Source organism: Caballeronia sp. INML3B, from assembly GCF_023631305.1.
Lineage (GTDB): Bacteria > Pseudomonadota > Gammaproteobacteria > Burkholderiales > Burkholderiaceae > Caballeronia > Caballeronia turbans.
Genome location: NZ_JALQDI010000040.1, coordinates 391,846 through 408,589, shown reverse-complemented (window position 1 = coordinate 408,589; position 16,744 = coordinate 391,846). Strand labels below are relative to the sequence as shown.

Annotated in this window: 29 protein-coding genes; 12 read left to right on the top strand and 17 right to left on the bottom strand. The window is 60.9% G+C overall.

The window, feature by feature from the left end; genetic code table 11:
* The 4 genes from NCS58_RS17600 to NCS58_RS17585 are packed head-to-tail and all read right to left on the bottom strand — an operon-like array spanning position 1 to position 4,191.
* Complete coding sequence (locus NCS58_RS17600) at positions 1-750, bottom strand: phage minor head protein (RefSeq protein WP_250538801.1); 750 nt, start codon at positions 748-750, stop codon at positions 1-3.
* The gene (locus tag NCS58_RS17595) at positions 689-2,137 is read right to left on the bottom strand and encodes a DUF1073 domain-containing protein (RefSeq protein ID WP_250538800.1); all 1,449 of its coding nucleotides are present in this window, start codon (positions 2,135-2,137) and stop codon (positions 689-691) included. Before NCS58_RS17595 ends, NCS58_RS17600 begins: the two co-directional genes overlap by 62 nt.
* Positions 2,138-2,180: 43 nt before the next feature.
* Positions 2,181-3,590 (bottom strand): PBSX family phage terminase large subunit, encoded by a 1,410-nt coding sequence (locus NCS58_RS17590; RefSeq protein WP_250538797.1) that lies wholly within the window; start codon positions 3,588-3,590, stop codon positions 2,181-2,183.
* Complete coding sequence (locus tag NCS58_RS17585) at positions 3,559-4,191, bottom strand: hypothetical protein (RefSeq protein WP_250538796.1); 633 nt, start codon at positions 4,189-4,191, stop codon at positions 3,559-3,561. The genes NCS58_RS17590 and NCS58_RS17585 overlap by 32 nt, the downstream gene beginning before the upstream one ends.
* 79 nt (positions 4,192-4,270) lie before the next feature.
* Here NCS58_RS17585 and NCS58_RS17580 point away from each other — a divergent pair, with 79 nt between their 5' ends.
* Positions 4,271-4,555: a hypothetical protein gene (locus tag NCS58_RS17580; protein ID WP_250538795.1), complete on the top strand. Its 285-nt coding sequence runs from the start codon at positions 4,271-4,273 to the stop codon at positions 4,553-4,555.
* A 74-nt stretch (positions 4,556-4,629) separates the two neighbouring features.
* On the opposite strand, the gene NCS58_RS17575 is transcribed toward NCS58_RS17580, so the two are convergent.
* The 13 genes from NCS58_RS17575 to NCS58_RS17515 form a co-directional block, all read right to left on the bottom strand.
* The gene (locus tag NCS58_RS17575; RefSeq protein WP_250538792.1) at positions 4,630-4,941 is read right to left on the bottom strand and encodes a hypothetical protein; all 312 of its coding nucleotides are present in this window, start codon (positions 4,939-4,941) and stop codon (positions 4,630-4,632) included.
* 2 nt (positions 4,942-4,943) lie between these two features.
* Positions 4,944-5,120 carry a hypothetical protein gene (locus NCS58_RS17570; RefSeq protein WP_250538790.1) on the bottom strand — a complete coding sequence of 59 codons (177 nt, stop codon included), beginning with the start codon at positions 5,118-5,120 and terminating at the stop codon, positions 4,944-4,946.
* Positions 5,121-5,296: 176 nt separating this feature from the next.
* The gene (locus tag NCS58_RS17565) at positions 5,297-5,860 is read right to left on the bottom strand and encodes a hypothetical protein (RefSeq protein ID WP_250538789.1); all 564 of its coding nucleotides are present in this window, start codon (positions 5,858-5,860) and stop codon (positions 5,297-5,299) included.
* 178 nt (positions 5,861-6,038) lie between these two features.
* On the bottom strand, positions 6,039-6,356 hold the full coding sequence (locus NCS58_RS17560; RefSeq protein WP_250538786.1) for a hypothetical protein: 318 nt from the start codon (positions 6,354-6,356) through the stop codon (positions 6,039-6,041).
* Positions 6,353-6,772, bottom strand: a complete 420-nt coding sequence (locus tag NCS58_RS17555; protein ID WP_250538784.1) for a recombination protein NinB — start codon at positions 6,770-6,772, stop codon at positions 6,353-6,355. The genes NCS58_RS17560 and NCS58_RS17555 overlap by 4 nt, the downstream gene beginning before the upstream one ends.
* Complete coding sequence (locus NCS58_RS17550; protein ID WP_250538783.1) at positions 6,769-6,972, bottom strand: hypothetical protein; 204 nt, start codon at positions 6,970-6,972, stop codon at positions 6,769-6,771. Before NCS58_RS17550 ends, NCS58_RS17555 begins: the two co-directional genes overlap by 4 nt.
* 192 nt (positions 6,973-7,164) lie before the next feature.
* Positions 7,165-7,710, bottom strand: coding sequence for a hypothetical protein (locus NCS58_RS17545; protein ID WP_250538782.1), 546 nt, complete (start codon positions 7,708-7,710; stop codon positions 7,165-7,167).
* A 284-nt stretch (positions 7,711-7,994) separates the two neighbouring features.
* A complete protein-coding gene (locus tag NCS58_RS17540) occupies positions 7,995-8,636 on the bottom strand; it encodes a DUF6475 domain-containing protein (protein WP_250538781.1) in 642 nt (213 codons plus the stop codon).
* Positions 8,623-9,465 (bottom strand): hypothetical protein, encoded by an 843-nt coding sequence (locus tag NCS58_RS17535; protein WP_250538780.1) that lies wholly within the window; start codon positions 9,463-9,465, stop codon positions 8,623-8,625. Before NCS58_RS17535 ends, NCS58_RS17540 begins: the two co-directional genes overlap by 14 nt.
* 2 nt (positions 9,466-9,467) lie before the next feature.
* Positions 9,468-9,770 (bottom strand): hypothetical protein, encoded by a 303-nt coding sequence (locus NCS58_RS17530; protein WP_250538779.1) that lies wholly within the window; start codon positions 9,768-9,770, stop codon positions 9,468-9,470.
* Positions 9,771-9,878: 108 nt separating this feature from the next.
* On the bottom strand, positions 9,879-10,061 hold the full coding sequence (locus tag NCS58_RS17525) for a hypothetical protein (RefSeq protein WP_250538778.1): 183 nt from the start codon (positions 10,059-10,061) through the stop codon (positions 9,879-9,881).
* Between the two features lies 1 nt (position 10,062).
* Positions 10,063-10,446, bottom strand: coding sequence for an XRE family transcriptional regulator (locus tag NCS58_RS17520; RefSeq protein WP_250538777.1), 384 nt, complete (start codon positions 10,444-10,446; stop codon positions 10,063-10,065).
* 154 nt (positions 10,447-10,600) lie between these two features.
* Positions 10,601-10,834, bottom strand: a complete 234-nt coding sequence (locus NCS58_RS17515) for a YdaS family helix-turn-helix protein (protein ID WP_250538776.1) — start codon at positions 10,832-10,834, stop codon at positions 10,601-10,603.
* Positions 10,835-10,837: 3 nt separating this feature from the next.
* Here NCS58_RS17515 and NCS58_RS17510 point away from each other — a divergent pair, with 3 nt between their 5' ends.
* The 11 genes from NCS58_RS17510 to NCS58_RS17460 all read left to right on the top strand — a co-directional run bounded on the left by NCS58_RS17510 (position 10,838) and on the right by NCS58_RS17460 (position 16,665).
* Positions 10,838-11,659 (top strand): XRE family transcriptional regulator, encoded by an 822-nt coding sequence (locus tag NCS58_RS17510; protein WP_250538775.1) that lies wholly within the window; start codon positions 10,838-10,840, stop codon positions 11,657-11,659.
* Between the two features lie 374 nt (positions 11,660-12,033).
* Positions 12,034-12,174, top strand: a complete 141-nt coding sequence (locus NCS58_RS17505) for a hypothetical protein (protein WP_250538774.1) — start codon at positions 12,034-12,036, stop codon at positions 12,172-12,174.
* Position 12,175: 1 nt separating this feature from the next.
* A complete protein-coding gene (locus NCS58_RS17500) occupies positions 12,176-12,517 on the top strand; it encodes a hypothetical protein (RefSeq protein ID WP_250538773.1) in 342 nt (113 codons plus the stop codon).
* Between the two features lie 123 nt (positions 12,518-12,640).
* The gene (bet, locus tag NCS58_RS34370) at positions 12,641-13,441 is read left to right on the top strand and encodes a phage recombination protein Bet (RefSeq protein WP_409241825.1); all 801 of its coding nucleotides are present in this window, start codon (positions 12,641-12,643) and stop codon (positions 13,439-13,441) included.
* 1 nt (position 13,442) lies between these two features.
* Positions 13,443-14,072 (top strand): lambda exonuclease family protein, encoded by a 630-nt coding sequence (locus NCS58_RS17490; RefSeq protein WP_250538772.1) that lies wholly within the window; start codon positions 13,443-13,445, stop codon positions 14,070-14,072.
* Positions 14,069-14,371: a hypothetical protein gene (locus NCS58_RS17485; RefSeq protein ID WP_250538768.1), complete on the top strand. Its 303-nt coding sequence runs from the start codon at positions 14,069-14,071 to the stop codon at positions 14,369-14,371. The genes NCS58_RS17490 and NCS58_RS17485 overlap by 4 nt, the downstream gene beginning before the upstream one ends.
* Positions 14,372-14,480: 109 nt before the next feature.
* A complete protein-coding gene (locus NCS58_RS17480) occupies positions 14,481-14,681 on the top strand; it encodes a hypothetical protein (protein WP_250538767.1) in 201 nt (66 codons plus the stop codon).
* Between the two features lie 20 nt (positions 14,682-14,701).
* On the top strand, positions 14,702-14,848 hold the full coding sequence (locus NCS58_RS17475; protein WP_250538766.1) for a hypothetical protein: 147 nt from the start codon (positions 14,702-14,704) through the stop codon (positions 14,846-14,848).
* Positions 14,849-14,915: 67 nt separating this feature from the next.
* The gene (locus tag NCS58_RS17470) at positions 14,916-15,458 is read left to right on the top strand and encodes a hypothetical protein (protein WP_250538765.1); all 543 of its coding nucleotides are present in this window, start codon (positions 14,916-14,918) and stop codon (positions 15,456-15,458) included.
* Complete coding sequence (locus NCS58_RS17465; protein ID WP_250538764.1) at positions 15,455-16,444, top strand: phage Gp37/Gp68 family protein; 990 nt, start codon at positions 15,455-15,457, stop codon at positions 16,442-16,444. The genes NCS58_RS17470 and NCS58_RS17465 overlap by 4 nt, the downstream gene beginning before the upstream one ends.
* Positions 16,444-16,665 carry a hypothetical protein gene (locus tag NCS58_RS17460; protein ID WP_250538763.1) on the top strand — a complete coding sequence of 74 codons (222 nt, stop codon included), beginning with the start codon at positions 16,444-16,446 and terminating at the stop codon, positions 16,663-16,665. The genes NCS58_RS17465 and NCS58_RS17460 overlap by 1 nt, the downstream gene beginning before the upstream one ends.
* Positions 16,666-16,744: the final 79 nt, after the last annotated feature.

Sequence of the window (16,744 nt, the reverse complement as noted above, 5' to 3'; positions counted from 1 at the left end):
TCAGTCAGGAATGACCGGTTCCGGATAGCACCGGCAGTTGTAGATCTGGCCGGCGTGCGTGACCGTGCCATCGGATAGCCGCGGCGGCGTATCCCATCGCACGTACTTGCCGTTCATCTCGCGATGCGAATGGCGCACGTCCGAGTCGTTCGACGTCCGCCAGATGTAGCCTTCCGAGCCGATGTGCTCGGCGCGCGCCTGCGTCAGCACTGAGGCGGTGCGGGCGACCTCGGTCCGCGCGATCAGGTTGGCGCGATTCTTCGATACCAGGCCGGACCGCTGAATCTCTTTCGAGATCTCTTTCGCGCGCGTGCTGTCCTCGATGCCTTTCAGCGTCAGGTCGTGCACGCGTTGCGCGGCGTCGAGCGGCAGGCTCTTGATGAGCGTCACCTGCTCGGCGAGCAGCGCGCGCATGATCTCGCCGGTTGGCGCCGTGCGAAGCTCATCGCGCAGCGCGCGCGACATCTCTTTCGCCTGCTCAGCCCATGCAGCCTCATCGCGCCGATTGACGTCGAACAGCATGCGCGACGCTGTCGCCTCGGCCCACGGCGTGAGCGCTTCGGCATATCGCCGCAGCATGTCGGTCATCGTCGGCACGACGGACGGATCGCCCGGCGGGAAGCCGTTGATCAGATCGCCGACCTGTTGCGCGACACGGCGCAGCTTCAGCGCGTATTGCGTTTCCGCTCTACGCGTTTGCGGCTGGCTGCTTCGGCTCCGGCTGCGTTTCTTGTCCTGCGTTCGGAGCATTGGGGTCAATCTCGGTCAGGTCCGGCAGTTCGTCGTCCGCCTCGTTGATCATCTCGTCGGTGATGTTCGACCACACGCCGGTGATATGGCTCGACTGGCGCAGCTCCTTCAACGCGGTCTGCTGGCTGATCAGGCCGTCGTCGTACGCCTTCGTGACCGTGTCGGTGTTCTTCTGCGCGATGTCCGCTTTCTCGCTGTCGGACAGTTGCCACAGCGGGTTGAACCCGAACTGGAAACCTTCCGGCGGCTCGGTGCCGAGCTCAGAGCGCACAATCACCTCGAGCAGCCGAGTCAGAGGAAGGCGAAGCCTGCGCTCTTGCTGCTGCTTGATGTTGTCGTAGTAGTTGCGGACGTCCGACTCGCCGGTTGCACTCAGGCCCGCGGGCGACTGACCGAACAGGCGAACGAGCGGAATTCCGGTCGCGCCGGAAAGCTGCTGCCCGAACTGCAGAAGCACGTTGTCGAGACCGGAAAACGAATACTGGTGAGACTCGAACGTGTCCTTCGCGTCGATGAGAGTCACGCCCTCGTTCGACTGAAAGCGCCGGATCATGTCGACGTTCTTGATCAGCGCCTCGAGCGCCGGGCCGCCCATGCCGATCACTTCGCGCAGGCCATCGACGGCGAGCGTGCGGAGATGCGCCTTGTAGACGAGCTGCGCGGCGCCTGCCGTCGTGCTGTCGAAAGCGATCAGCCGATCGAACAAGCGCTCGACGACCGATTGACCCCACAGGTTCTCGCTGATCTTCTGCCAGTACGGCAGTTCGACGCCGTCGAGCCGGATCACGCGGCTGTAGTGGATGCGCTGACGCGCGAGCGCCATCGAATCCGCGACGATGTCGTAAAACTTCGGTTGCCCGAGATCCGGGCCGAAATCGGTCACGAGATCGTTGAGCGACGGCTGAACAAGCCACCGGTCGAGCACGAGAATGCCCTTGAACTGATCCTGTGCGATCGAATCAAGATTCAGCGGCGTGCGCATGCTCTGGCCGTCGATCATCATCACGCCGATGGCGCCGCCGTAGAGGCGCGACCACCTGACCGTGTCGTTGATGCGATCCCAGATCGCCATGCGCTCGAACGCCGCGTGGATCCTGTCCATCTGATCCGGCGGCAGGTCCGATTCGATCTCGATGCCCGCGCGCGTCATGTCGTCGGCGACGCAGTCCACGACCGCGCCCACAACCCACGACGACCTGTACATCGCTTCCAATTGGATGCGATTGCGACTGATGAAGTCGAAGCCGTAGCCCGAGCCGGACGTCTGATTGTTCGTGCCGTAGCCGACGCGCGCTTCGAAGTTCTGGAAGCTGTCGCCGGCCACCCATCGCTTGGCGCTTTCCACCTTCGCCGCCCGCGCGACAGTATTTCCTCGTTTGCGTGTCATGTAAGAAAAATCCTTGCTTGCCACGCGGGAGGCGTCAGCATGTTTAACCAGCCAGCCTCGACCAGACGTCGAGCGCACCGGCGTTCGGCGGGAAGCACATCACGAAGGCGTCAGCCAAGTTTGGAGACGGCACCGGGCCGCCCTCGCGGTTCGCTTTGGCGAGATCCTTCTTGCTTTCCACCTTGACGCGGCCGTTCTGGTCGTAGTCGCGCTTCGGCGTTGCGAGCTCGTCGATCAGGCGATCGAGGAACGGCGTCTCGCTGGAGATGCTGATCAGTTGGTCGTCGGCGAACTTCTCGCCGTTGCGCACCGCGTTGAACGTGTTGCGGAAGCGGTCAGCGACCAGCCACCACGCCTGCGCCTTGATGTTCGAGAACATGTCGCCGTTCTTGATGCCAGGCTGATAGTTCCGATCTGGCTCCCACACGGCGCCGCCGGCGTTGAACTTGTCGTAGCGCACCATGAAGGTTTCGCCTTCCGCGCGCCGCGCCTCGTTGATCTCAGCGAACTTGGAGCCCGCCGTTGCACCGACGCCGATCGAGTCGTACGTGACGGCGGCCTCGCGCTCCTTCGCAGCGTTGTACGTGCGCTTGCACGACTTCATCAACTCGTCTTCGCCAGCCTTCCATTCGTCGACCCAGTCGACTACGGAGCCGTGTGCATAGACGTTCGCGCACTTGTCCGAGCCGCTGTCCGCGACGTCGAAGCCGATGCGCTTGATGCCGCGCGCCTCGAAACCGAGCACCTTGTGCGCGTCGATCGCGGCCATGATCCAAGAGCGCTTGATGATCGAGCCTTCGTCGTCATCGCGCGGCACACCCAGGTAGATGTGCTCGAAGTCCTCGTAATCCTCAGCCCTGGCCGCCTCGATCAGTTCGAGCATCGTGCCGGAGAGGAACGGGTTCTCCGTATAGTTGATCTGTCGGACGATCGTCTTCGGCGGCGGATTCTTGACGAACCGCTTGTAGACAAAGTCCGTAGAGAGCTTCGGGTTGAAGATGATCCAGAACTGCGAACCGGATTTCCGGAGCGTCGGATTAAGGATTTCCCACTGCTCCTCGGTGAGGTTGTGCGCCTCCTCGATCCAGCAAACGTCGATGCCTTCGAGCGATTTGATTTCATCGATCGAACGCCACAAGCCGTAAAACAGGAACTCGCTTCCCGTCACCCGGTTGATGATCTTGTCGCGCTGGATGTCGAAGCGATCCAACAGGCCGAAGCGCTCGATCTGCACCTTCAGCAGCGAATACACCGACTCGGCGATCTTGTTCTGGAACTGCCGCGCGCAGAGGAATCGGATTTTGTACGTGTTCGTCAGGAAGACAGCGAAGCCCGCTGCATCCCATGACTTAGAACTCGCACGCCCGCCGTGCAGCACGCGGTTACGCGCCGGAGCCAACCAGAACTTGCGTAGCGCCGGGTTAAGCGTCGCCCTCTTCGTCTGAGCCTGCATAGAAGTGATCCAGCCCCGCGGGCGCTTCGGTTCCGCCGCCGTCGTGCGCGCCGGTGATGCCGTACGCCTCACGCTCCAGGCCGATCAGGGTTTTGAGCGTCTCCGAAAGCTGCTTCATGCTGCTGACGCGGCCGGTGCTAGAGATGACCTTCTGATAGAGGTCGTTCCGCTTGTCGTTGCCACGCTCATCTGGCGAGCGGAGCATTTCGCCGAGTTGCTCGAACAGTTCGCGGTTCTCGGTGACGCTCTCCAGTTCTCCGAGCAGCGCCATCGCCAGGCGGCGAGAACGCGCGATGTCGGAGCGATGAGCCAGCCGAATGTTCGCGATGACCTCGGCGTTACCCTCGACGATCACCCTGTCGGTTACCGCCTGTTCGTTGGTAACCTCAGTGGTAACCGTGCGCGTGGTAACCAGCGCCTCGGCCTTTGCCTGTATGCGTTTGGCGAGATCGCGGTCCCATCCGTCGCGCTTGGCGCGCTTCGAGATCGCAGCGTGTGAAATTCCTTGGGAGGCGGCGATCTCCCGCACCGACAGGATGCCGGCCCGGTAATCCGCTTCGATGCGCTCCCAGTCCGGCGCGGTTTTTTTTTGCTGCGCCATGATTTCAGCCCTCAGGACTTGCCCTAACATTGGTTCCACTCGGCATCAGACCGGGTGCAACCATCAAACGAGGAACAACATGGCAAGATTTATCGTCCGCGTGGAACTCCACAACGCGAACTGGAACGAGTATCAACTTCTGCACGCAGCGATGACGCTCCACGGGCTCGGTCGCCAGATCACATCGTCGGACGGGGTGAGGTACGACCTTCCGCCCGCTGAGTACTATGGTGATTTGAATATGACCCGTGCCGATGTGCTGGCCCGCGTGAAAATCGCAGCTGGATCGGTGAAACCCGCCTATTCGGTTTTGGTCACCGAGAGTATTGCCAGCGACTGGTTCAACCTTCCGATCTCCCAGTAAAAGAAACGCCCGCCCGGAGTTACCCGGCGCGGGCGCAAACTCTCATCCGAGAGCGAGGAAACACGAGGACGTGTTCAGCAGGTAACTATCATCGGGTTGACTGGGTACGTCACACCCGGACCGGGCTGCAACCAATACGGCTGCTGCATCGGCGGAATGACCGGATGCGACGGCTGGATCGACCGCCTCAGTATTTCTTCGAGCGATTTTCCTGCGGCCGGGTCTTTCACCGGATCAGAGGGGCCGGTTTGAACTGGCGGCGTCACCTTCTTGAACACCGTATCGAGGTGCTCACGAATCGACTTCCACTGCTCAGGCGTCGGAGCGGCACCGTTGCCAAGCTCAACAAAGCCTTGCAGCCAGTAGGAGAACTGTTCGGGCGTCATGCTCAAGCCTCCGGCAGATACGTGCGCAGCTCGTCGAACTGATTCGCGAGATGCACGCGCGCTTCTGCCGACAGAAATCGGAAGTTGCCGATGAACGTTTCGAGCTTGTCGACGATGGCGCTCGCTTCGGCGCGGCGGCTCACGGTAGGCTCGGTGCTGCAGGGTGCGGCGTCGGACATGTGATGCTCCATATGGCGAGAGCAGAAACCGCATCTTCCGCGATTGGATTCGCTACGCGAGCGGAAGGGGTGGCGCTCTCATGCGCGCCCACTGCCCCGTATGCGTTGCCGGGTTCCTGCCCTGAGCAGAAAGCGCACATCAGAACGCAAAAAGCCCGCTCAGTGGCGGGCTTCTGTCAATCGACCAACTCGGCATTCTGTTGAGGCACCGATCCCTCCCTAGGGGGATCCGTAAGCTCACGCCGAAGCGGAATCGATAATCTGAGTAGCATTTTAGCGAGATTCTCAGGGTTTACAAGCGTTTTCTTCATCGACGCTTCTGCTTCCGAAAGAATCAACTCCCACGGCCGGCCGCGCAGGTTGACGCCGTGCGACTTGCGCATGCGGGTGATCACTTGGACGTCGCTCATCCCCCAGACATAGTGATACTTGAGGATGAACTTGTGCACCGGGTGCTGCATGAGGGACCACGCACGCTCGACGAGCCAACCGTCGATCTCGTCCTTGGACAATGCCGGCGGTGCCCACGCGTATTTCGACTCCGAGTCTCGGATCGAGACATACCATCGCGCCCACTGTGCGCAGACTCCCGACTGAAACTTCGGAAGGCGCACCACTCGGGCCCAGTTGTCCAGCCGCTCACCGAAAGTTTCGAATTGCATCAAGCCCCCGTATCGTATTTCGCGCAGCGTTTTGACTTCCAGTCGTCCCGCCAATGCTTCGAGATGTCCTTCTTGCACGCCATGTAGCTGACGTCAAAGACGCGCTGTTCGACGAAGTGACGGCACCCTCTGCACGTGCGCGCCTCACGTTCTTCGATGATCACAGCCGGGTCTCGATAGTCACCGCGCCGCATGCTTTTCTCTCATTTAGGACGCCTATATTTTACTTGAATTATCGTATGTAATCAATTGATTCTTATGAATTTACGACCTGTAGAGCGCCTTTTTCCATCAGCGCCATGTAGGTCTTCGCGACCATCTCAAGCACGAAGGCTCTGCGCTCCAACTTGTTCATCGTGCGCCCTTGGTCGAGATCGGTATGACAGACGGTGCAGAGCGCCGCGAGCATTGCGTCTGATACCTTCAGTGCCATGCCCTTGCCTTCGTTCCCATGCGCGGCCTGCGTGTAGCCGACGCGGCCACAGCAGACGCACGGCAGTTCCGCGACCGCGCGCCGGAGCTTCTCGCTCCGGAAGGTCTGCGGCTTCGGGATACCGATGAGGCGCGCGGTCATCGATCGAACTCCACACCGAGCTCGCCTGATCCATACGCCTGCACCTGCTCGATGAACTCCGAGAACTCGCCGACCGACATCTGCGTCGTGGACTTGCGCCGGGTGACGATCTCGCCATCGGGCAGCACCAGCTCGTCGAGCACGCCGAACTTGCGCGCGAAGAACTCGTGCCACGCGTCCTTATCGAACTGGCGGCCGTCGACCCATGCCTTCTCAGCGATCTGCTTTAGGATGCCGCCCCAGTAGAAGCGGTTCTGCTGCGCGTTGCGCTGCTTCTCTTCGGCCGTGACTATCACACGGAGCGGCTCGCCGCGCTCGGCGTACGCGCCGCAGTTCGCCTTCAAGAAAGCGACGAGGTGATGCCCGACGCCGGGCGTGTGCATCAGGAACTCGCGGTATAGGACTGGCGTGCTCACCCCTTCCTCCTCAGTCGGTCCCACGCTTCAGCATCCAGCGGCCCCTTCTCGTGCAGATAGCGCATCTCGACGGCCGGTCCTTTTGCCGCGAGCAGAGCCGCCTGCGCGGCCTGCCACGTCTGCCAGTGCTTCTCTTTCACGGTGGCGAGGAGGCAGCCGCCGGCCTCCTCGTAGTGCCTTTCAAATTGCTCTCGACTCACTGCGCACCTCCATGCTGCGAAAGAGCCGCCATCGCGGCGAGGCAGAGAACGCCCCACAGGACGGGGAAAAAGACGCTCATGGCGTTTGCGTTCGCGGCGATCATCGCGTCACCTGCTGCGGTTGTACGGGCGCGGACCAGTCGCGACGCTTGACGCCCACTACGGCGAAATACGGATCGAAGTCGGCCGGGATCATGCGGCCCTCCCGAAAAGTGCTTGAGTGATCGGATCGATGACGCGCGGCGCCTTGCGCTTCCGAGCTGCGTAGCGCTGCTTCATGATGTCGATCTCGACTGGGTCGAGTCGGCTCAGGAAACGCTCTGTACGCTGCTTCTGCGTCATGGGCCTTGGCTTCGGCTGGCTTTCGCCTTTGCCGATAAGGTAGATCGCCTGCCACTGCCCGTTGCAGCCGGTCTGACGCCAGATCGGGATGTGCGCGCGTTGCTCGCTGACTAACCGGGTGAGAAGGTCGCGGGCGTGGCTGAGCTCGATGTCGATCTCCTTGAACACGTCTCGCGCCGTGCGCGGCTTCCCGTCAGACATCAGCTTCTCAATCTCGAAAAGCATCTTCGAGTAGCTGCGATTCTTGAGGCCCAGCCCTAGTTTCCTGGCCATGCGGAAGGCGTATTCCGCACCACGGCCCGGTAGTCGGTGCATCTGATGCTTCATTGGGATCGGCGACTGCCACATCTCACGCAGCGTCGCGATTTCTTCGTCTGTCCACTTTGCGCCCATCACTTACCCCTTCCTCGTAAGACACTCAATCGCCTGTTCCGGCGTCTCAACTACGTACGCTTCGCCCTTCCATGCCCCGAACCACACTGCCTCGTCATCCGTGAGCTTTCGCTTGCTTGGCGGCTGCTTCGGGTCTTTTACCTCCAGCAGGACGTTTCGCCCCGCCAGCGCCGCCAACAGATCCGGACATCCCTGCCCTACTGCATGCAGGTGTTGAACGCTCGCCCCGATTGCCCGGAGCGCCTTCACGATCTCCGCCTGGTTCCCATCGACTCGTGCCGCTCGTCTCAAACCGACGCCTCCAGTCGAAGGCGTGCGGCCTCAGCAGGGACCATCTGCGTGAAAGCGATGAGCGGCTTCTCCGTCCCTCCGCTCAGCACTCGCTTCGCTTGCTCGGCGTTTCCGATCAGAACTGGTGCACCGCTCTCGAAGCCTTGGCGGTTGTTTTGCGCTTCGGCCATACCGATGAGAACCGGCGGGTAGTCGGGCGTTTCGCTGCGCATCTTGTAGCCGCGGTAACGGTTGACGAACTCCTTAGCAACGAACGGCCACTCGTCCGCATCCTTCCCTCCGACCAGAACCCAGCCGCCCATGTCGAGAATCACGCGATGGATGATCGGATCGTCGAAGACCACGCTGACGTAGGTTCCGCGCTGGCGGATCGCCGTGTCGACCTTCGACCATGCGACCATTCCCGAGTCCTGCGTCGAGCCTTCGAGCATGCGCACGATGTCGGCGGGCTTCGGCATGAACTGGCCGTTGTCGGGGTTCACGCAATGGCGGTTCAGAGCATCCGCGACGGCCGCGAAGTCATACGGCTTCATCGCTTCGAGCCAGACGCTTCCGGCGAACTTCGAATAGTCCTGGCGGTAGAACGCGTAGACGTTGCCAACCAGTTCAAAAAATTGGGCGTGGTCAGTGGGTCGCATGAGCGGCGGCCTCCTGTGCGAGTTCAAGGGCAATGGATCGGTTGCGGGCCTCGAGAGCCTCCTGGCGGTTCTGGCCTGCAGCAGGTGCGCGCATCGGTGCTTGTGCGCCGGCGGCGCTGATGCGCGCTGCGTCGTCGGCCCAGCGCTGCACGATCGCCACCACGTAGGCAGGCGAGATGCGCTCGTTCGGTTTGGTGCGCTTCGCTTCCTCGGCGGCAGCGCGAACCGTCTCAGCCGTCACGCCTTGCTCTGCGAGAGCTTGCAGACGGGGATCGCTCGGGTTCGATTGAATGCCGCAGGAGCGCATGGCGACGGAAAGGTCCACAGCGCGCGTTCCGGAATTCGCTTGCGCGATCCCTTCCGATTCACCAGACGCGCTGTTAGAACCTATGGTTTTATTCTTCTCTTCCTCTTCTCTTTCTCTAGCTAACGCACCTGTAACGCTTCCCTGTTCTTCCTGTAACGCTGCTTGCGTTACATCAGCGTTACCCCTATGTGCGGAAACGCGCTTTGCTGTAACGGCGCGCTTCTTCGCAGATGCGCCGTTGTGCTCTTCGAAGCGTTTCAGCACGACGCCCTGCGGATCGTCTTCAAGCCAATCGATCTCGATCAGAGCCGCAGCGAAGCCGGGAATGCCAGTCTTCCGATCAATCGAGCGCGGCGTGAGGCCCGGCATGCATCCGTCTTCAGAGTGCTGATCGGCGGTGGACCAGAGCCAGTACAGCCCGCCGATCACGGTCGCCTCATTCGCATCCGTGAGGTCGCACAGGCGCGCAACGCGGGGGTCATCCCACAGGTTGCTGCGCATCTTGATCCAGTCGCCAGCCATGGTTATGCCTTGGGCATGCCGAGGAGTTCCTGACGCTTACCGGTGTGCAGATCGCGAACCGAGCCGCGAACCTGCAGGCGGCCGGCATCGATCAGCGCGCGGACACGGCCGCACACGCTGGAGAGCTTCAGATTGGTCTGCGCGGCGATTTGCTCGCGCGTGAGAAGAGTCGCGTCCGCGTCGAAGCAGTCCATCACCATTTGCTGGGTGTGGCAGAGCTGCTTGACGGTCAGCGAGTGAAAAGACTCCGACTGCGTGTCGGAGACGCGGCGCCCGGAGCGCGCGCTGTAATGCTCTTGGTTCATGGGTGCCCCTGTAGGACTACTAAATCGGAACATAAGGAGCCTCCCTAAGAAGCCGCTTGTGTGTCGATTCATCCCATCTCGATCGCCGGCACGAGGCCGGCGAATCGTTCAATGCCCTTGCTGCGTTTGCTGCATCAGCTGCCCGATCTGCTTGAATGCCTCGAACAGGATCGGGTCGGCTTCCCGTTGCTGCTTGAGATCCTCCCGTATCGCCTTTTGGTCGTTTCCGACTCGTTTCTGTGCTGCTTTTATGGCCCCGTCTACCTTCGCCAGCGCTTCCTCGTCTGTCATGTCACCTCTTGTTGGCGATCATCCTCTCCAAAATGGTCAACTCGGCACGGTCCGCCAACCACTGACTGATCGCCCGGTTGCCTACCACACGCTCAAACTCGTCGACCTTCTCCGCCGGCAAGTCAGCCCGCTTCTTCCCCTTCGAGTCATACGCCTGCGCGTTCACCATATTGGTGACGTGAGGGGCATACAGCCCACACACTTCCGCGAGCGTCCTTTTCGTCATGCCGCGAATCGACCTGTTTTCCCAGGCGAGCCACACGGCATCACGGAAAGATCCGCATTGAGCGATCAATTCGTCAGGCAGAAAGCGCGGTGCATCCGAGACGCCATCGCGCTGAAGTGCTTGTGCAGCGGCCTTGTGCGGCGTTTGTTGTGTCTGCATCAGTTCCTTCCACTTAGAAAAATACAATCGTGTTACTACTTGGATTACTGGTTACCCCTGTTGCCAAATTTAGGGGTCGTTGACCCCTAGGTACTGCATGAAACTTACTCAGAAGCGTTTTCGTTCGATGATGCGATCGCGTCGCCAGATGAAGTCAGGCGGCCTTCTTGGATCTTCGGTAGAAGCTCCAGTCGATGCGGCCGTTGAGAGCCTCGCTGCGCTCCCCGGTAGCGCGCTCGACAGCGGAGCAGTGCTCGGGAGGGACGCGCCCGTTCTTGCGCCACTCTTGAATAACCTGATAGCTGGACAGGCCGAGCTCGCGAGCCATCGCGGACAGCGACCCGAAGTGGCTGATGGCGCGCTCGATGGATTCGTTCTTGGTCGTCATGGCGTGGATGAAAGTGAAATGCTCAAGACACATTCTATGCAAGCAGCGCTTGCATTGCAAGCGAAAACTGTATTGGCACAAGGAACACTTGCGCCTAGCATCTCGCCCATGGACATTCATCAGCGAATCAAGCAATTACGTTCGGCTTCCGATCTTTCGCTAGAAGGGTTGGCGGCGGTTCTCGGCGTCTCGTGGCAAACGGTCCAACAATGGGAGAACGGGAAGACAAAACCGAGTATTAAGCGGATACAGGGACTAGCCGATGCACTGAAAACGACCAAGGAATACCTTCTATTCGGGGAATCAACTGACGTAAAATCGGGTCAAGCTAGTACACCTTTTGTCGATAGCGACGCAGAAAGTACCGATTCGGAGAGAAATCCTCCGGTTCCTCTGCGCTACTCGGTTGACACAAAGAACTTCCGGCGCGTCTTTGTGGTGGGTCGTGCGCAGGGTGGCTTGCCTGAACGAATTTGGACTGATGGGGATTTCCCGGTGGGAGCAACAGATAAGTATTCAGAGATCGCGACGAGCGATCCCCATGCATTCTTAGTGCCGATCGTCGGTGATTCGATGGTGCCGCGGTACAACCCGGGCGAGTTCGCCCTGGTGGAGCCGGAGACCGAGCCGGAATTAGAGGACGATGTCCTCGTTCGCCTGTCGAGCGGCGAGACTATGCTGAAGCGGCTCTTGGCGCGCCGTGGTGGGATCCGGCTGGGTAGCTACAACACTCAGGACACGCAGACCTACCAGCCTGAGGAAATCACGTGGATGTATTACGTAGCGCACCCGGTGCCGGCCAGAAAGATCAAATCACGCATGTGATGCAAAAATACAACACGACCGGGACGCAGATAGTCTCAGTCTTCTAATAAATGTTGCAACGCCCGCCTTGAGCGGGCTTTTTTGCGCCCACTTATGCAAGAGACGCTTGCATTGCAAGCACGACTTGTATAAAGTACGAGTCATGCGCTGAACGAACAGCGCGGCGGCGAAAGCCGAACGCTCTTTAACACTGATGACTGATGAATAGGCGTGTAATCGCCCTGCCCATGGCCCGGACGGCAGAACGTAAAAGTACCGGAAATGGCTGCCTGATGAGCGGCTACCGAAAGGCGCCCACTGGCTGTGGCGAGGTAACAGTCAGGGTTTTACCAGTGCGCCACGAGTTGACGCACCGCTAAAACACGGAGACCAAGATGTCACAGGCAGCACAGGACTTGCTCGAGCTGCGCCGGCTCGCCGAAGGCGGCGCCGGTGCCCTCACCGAACACCTGCTGCGCGAGACCGCGCTGAACATCATCGCACCGGGCGTGCGAGACCAACGAGAAGGAGGTTGATATGGGAGCAGTAACCCCTTTTCTTGCGACGCGGGCCGGCGAGTTCGTGATCGACAAGGAGCTTGCAGCACTGGACCGCGAAGAGGCCGCTAGCCTTGAGCGTGGCGAATACGTCAATAAAAGGTCCGACGAGATTTACGAGCGGCGGATCGCGAACCTTAGCGATGAGGATTTCATCATCGCAATTGAGCGAATCACAACGCTTCGAACCGAAGTCGCGCTGCTGAAGCACAAGGTCTTTTCGGACGAAACGAAGCTTGGCGCTGAGCTGCGCGGCATGATCAAAGGCGCCCTGCTTTGCGACTGCATCGACATCGCGATCGCCGAGTCGAAAGCACTCTGAATTTGCAGTAACGAGCGACAGAGGTTTGATCGATGAGCGTTCCAAGAGCGCTTATTTTTCAGCCCTTTGTGCGTAGGAGTACTTACCCATAACGCCCCGCTGAGTCTGGGGCAAGGAGAAACCATGAGCAACATCGTCGCAAGCAACATGACCACCACGCTAGCCTCGAAGCTGGCGCAACGCTTCGGCCTCGAAGCCAATCCGGAAGTGCTCGACATCCTGAAGGCGACCGCTTTCAAGGGGCAAGTGAGCGACGCACAGATGAGCGCCCTGCTCGTGGTCGCCACGCAATACGGCCTGAATCCTTGGACGAAAGAGATCTACGCCTTTCCGGACAAGAACAACGGCATCGTCCCGGTCGTCGGCGTCGACGGCTGGTCGCGGATCATCAACGAGCACCCGCAGTTCGATGGCCTCGATTTCGAGCAGGACGCCGAGTCGTGCACTTGCATCATCCACCGCAAGGACCGGTCGCACCCGATCAAGGTCACCGAATACATGGAGGAATGCAAGCGCGGCACCGGGCCGTGGACGTCGCACCCGAAACGGATGCTTCGCCACAAGGCAATGATCCAGTGCGCGCGCCTCGCGTTTGGCTATGTCGGCATCTACGACCAAGACGAAGCCGAGCGCATCGTTGACATGGGCCCGGCGCATGAAGTCAAGCGCACGCCAGCTGAGACCGCCGCTGCAGCACGGCCGACAGCAGAGCGCACCGAGCGTCACGGAGTTCTCATCGCCGAGCTGGAGTTCATTGCGAAGGAAGGCGGACAGGACGCGCTCGCGAAAGCATGGGCCGGCGGCCCGCTCGCGAACGGTGACGCGCTGACAGCGATGGACCGAAAAGCGATTGGCGCTGGCGAGTTGAATCGCCTGAAAGCGATGGCAGGGGCTGAAGACGTGACCGTGAACGAGGGTGAATGAGATGAGCGAGCAAATCGAGCAAAGAACCGAGGCATGGTTTGCGCAGCGCGCAGGCAAGATCACCGCCTCCCGCTTCATAGACGTCATCAGCGTGACTAAGGCGGGAAAGCCTACGGCGGCCCGCGAACGCTACATGCGCGAGATCGTGTTCGAACGCCTGAGCGGCACACCGAAGCACTCGGTCGGCGCGCTGTCTCTCAGGTGGGGAACAGACGTGGAGCAGTTCGCCCGCGAGGCGTACGAAGTCGAGTCCGGCGACGTCGTGACCGAGACGGGCTTCGTGACGCATCCGGACTACCCCTTCATCGGCGGATCTTGCGACGGCCTGATTGGCGAAGACGGAATCATCGAAATCAAGTGCCCGCATGACGAGCAGGTGCACATCGAGACATGGCTCAACGGCATGTCGCCGGATCACCGTCCGCAAGTGCAGGGGAACCTCCTCGTGACGGGCCGCAAGTATGCGGTCTTCATCAGCTATGACCCGCGGCAGAACGAACGCTTCAGGCTGTATCACCAACGGGTCGAGCGCGACGAAGAGTTCATCCAAGAGGTTCTTTTGCCGGGGCTGCTCCAGTTCGAAGCCGAGGCCAACGCGATGATTGATCGGCTCGAAAGGATTGCATCGTGAAAGCACGCTTTGATGTGAACGAGTTCAGGTTAGGCCGCGCATGCGGCCTACCTAGAGGCGAAGCGGCAACTTCACGAAGGAAACACTCTATGAGCGAGATCGCAAACAAACGCGCGCTTCTGGAAAGCGCGAACGCACTGATCAAGACGAATCAACCGACGATTGAGCACCTGAGTGCAGTTGCGGACGCTCTCGCTCGTGTCGCCAGCGACCTGATCGGCGCGGAGTGCACGGCGCTGTTGCGCGTGCGCCGCGGCACTGTCGAGGCAGCCATCGAACGGCTCGGGAGCGCAGCGTGAGCACTGTGGAAATCAGAAAAGCAGCGGCGCTTCAGGGCGCGGTGCTCGTCGCCTCACTCGTCGGCTTCACGACGACCTTGATCGTCATCCTCTCTCCGGGGTTCATGCAATGAAAACGCCCGCTCGAAATACGGATCTGCGCCACGTCGACACGTCGTCCCTGCTCTCTCCTGTCGAGCGCCTCGCCGCGCGCAACGCGGGACGGCTGCAGAAGCTCCCGCGCCAGCCGGTCAAGGTCGCAATCGGAAAACTCTGGGTGCCGCCGAGCGTCGCCCGCCAGTTCGCCTACTTGAACGTCGGCGCCAAGTAACTCCCGCAAAGGCTCACCAAATGACCGGCTATCTCGCCATCGCAGCGATATGGATGTTCTTCGCCACCCTCGTCTGCTTGTTCATCCACGGCGCGAAGAAAACGAAGCGCTCCATGAAGGCGATCGACGAGGCTCGCCGGGGCATCAAGTGGCCTGCACCGCACTAGATAAACCGATGACGCGTGCGACAGGAGCAGCGTCATCAACTCAGATTCGAACAAGAACGAGGACACCATGACCACGCCGTATCAGATCGAACTGCTACAGCACACGCTCGGCTTGCGCGTGGACCGCCGCGAGTCGTTCCGCAATCACTTCGTCGCCGGCGACGGGCACACAGATATGCCGCACCTTGAAGCGCTCGAGCGCGCCGGGCTGATGGAGCGCCGCCGGTCGCCTCGCTTTCTCGCAGACGGCGACATCGTATTCGCTGCCACCGATGCGGGACACCAGGCCGCACTCGCCGCGCTGCCAGAACCGGCCAAGCGCACGCGCTACGAGGATTATCTCGATGCGGACGGTTGCGCTGGTAACTCGTTCGGCGAATTCCTGTGCGGCCTCCGCCTTCCCGAGTACGAGACCCGCCGAGACTTGCGGCGCGACGAGCGTTACGGCGTCGTGACGATCACTGAATACCGCATGTTCCGCCGCTACGACTATTGGACGCGCGACGTTCAGGGCGGCTGGTGCCGGACGAAAAAGGAAGCGAAGGCCAGCTACAAGGAAGAACTCGCCGCGTTCCGCAAGCGTGCCAAGGCAACCGGAGAGAAAGCATGAGCGGGAATAGCTCGATCGAGTGGACGGATCACACGTTCAATCCATGGGAAGGCTGCCAGAAAGTCGGACCGGGCTGCGATCACTGCTACGCCGAGACGCGGAATGCGCGCTACTCCGGCGGCACGGCAATCAACTGGGGGCCGGGCGCGCCGCGGCGCCGCACGTCGCCGGCGAACTGGCGCAAGCCGCTCCAGTGGAACAAGGCGCACGCTGAGTTCTTCGCGCAGCACGGCCGGCGCCAGCGCGTCTTCTGTGCGTCGCTCGCGGACGTGTTCGATAACGAAGTGGATCCGCAGTGGCGCCGCGATCTGTTCGATCTGATCGAACTCACGCCGAATCTTGACTGGCTGCTGCTGACGAAGCGCATCGGCAACGTACGGCGGATGCTGCCGACGATCGGATGGCTCGGCGCGCGCGATAACGTCTGGCTAGGCGCGACGATCGTAAATCAGGAAGAAGCTGATCGCGACATTCCGAAGCTGCTCATGACGCCCGCGCGTCGACGCTTCCTGTCGATGGAGCCGCTGCTCGGACCTGTCGACCTGAGCCGCATCGACATCGACGGCCACTCGGAGATCTACCCGTTGACCGGCACCCGCGACTGCGAAGACGACAACGGCAACGCAGCGCCCGACCTCCCCGCGCTGGACTGGATCATCGTCGGCGGCGAAAGCGGCCGCGACGCGCGCCCGATGCATCCCGTGTGGGCGCGCGACATCCGAGACCAGTGCGCACAGGCTGGCGTGCCGTTCCTCTTCAAGCAATGGGGCGAGTGGGCGCCAGGCGAAAACGCCCCGGGCCCGATGAAGCGCACCGAGCAGGCCGCGTGGTGGTGGGCCAATTCGTGGGACATGCGCCCGGTGACGCCGCGCGAAAGCATGGAAATGCACAGCGACGATGAACCGGACGTCTGGTGCTTCGGCAAGAAGGCCGCTGGCCGCGTACTCGACGGCGTGACGCACGACGATTTTCCGGAGGCCGCCTAGTGCTGGCCGCCGATCCTCGCGGCACGACGTCGAGCATCAGACGCACCGCCGTTGAATGCTTCGTCTTCAGACTCGAAACGAAGGCCGCTGTCGTATCGCTTTTCGATCACGCCCTGACCGCTGTGATCTATCTCCACGATCGTGTAGGTGAAGCCACCGCTTCGCAATGGCAGCACTGCAACTCGGATTTCGACATCACCGACTCTGATCGGATGGCGTGACATAGCAGGCTCCGGATGTAGGCGCAAATCCTACCACGGGCGAAATACTGGTTTCCCGGCGCCCTGCGCCGGATAACGA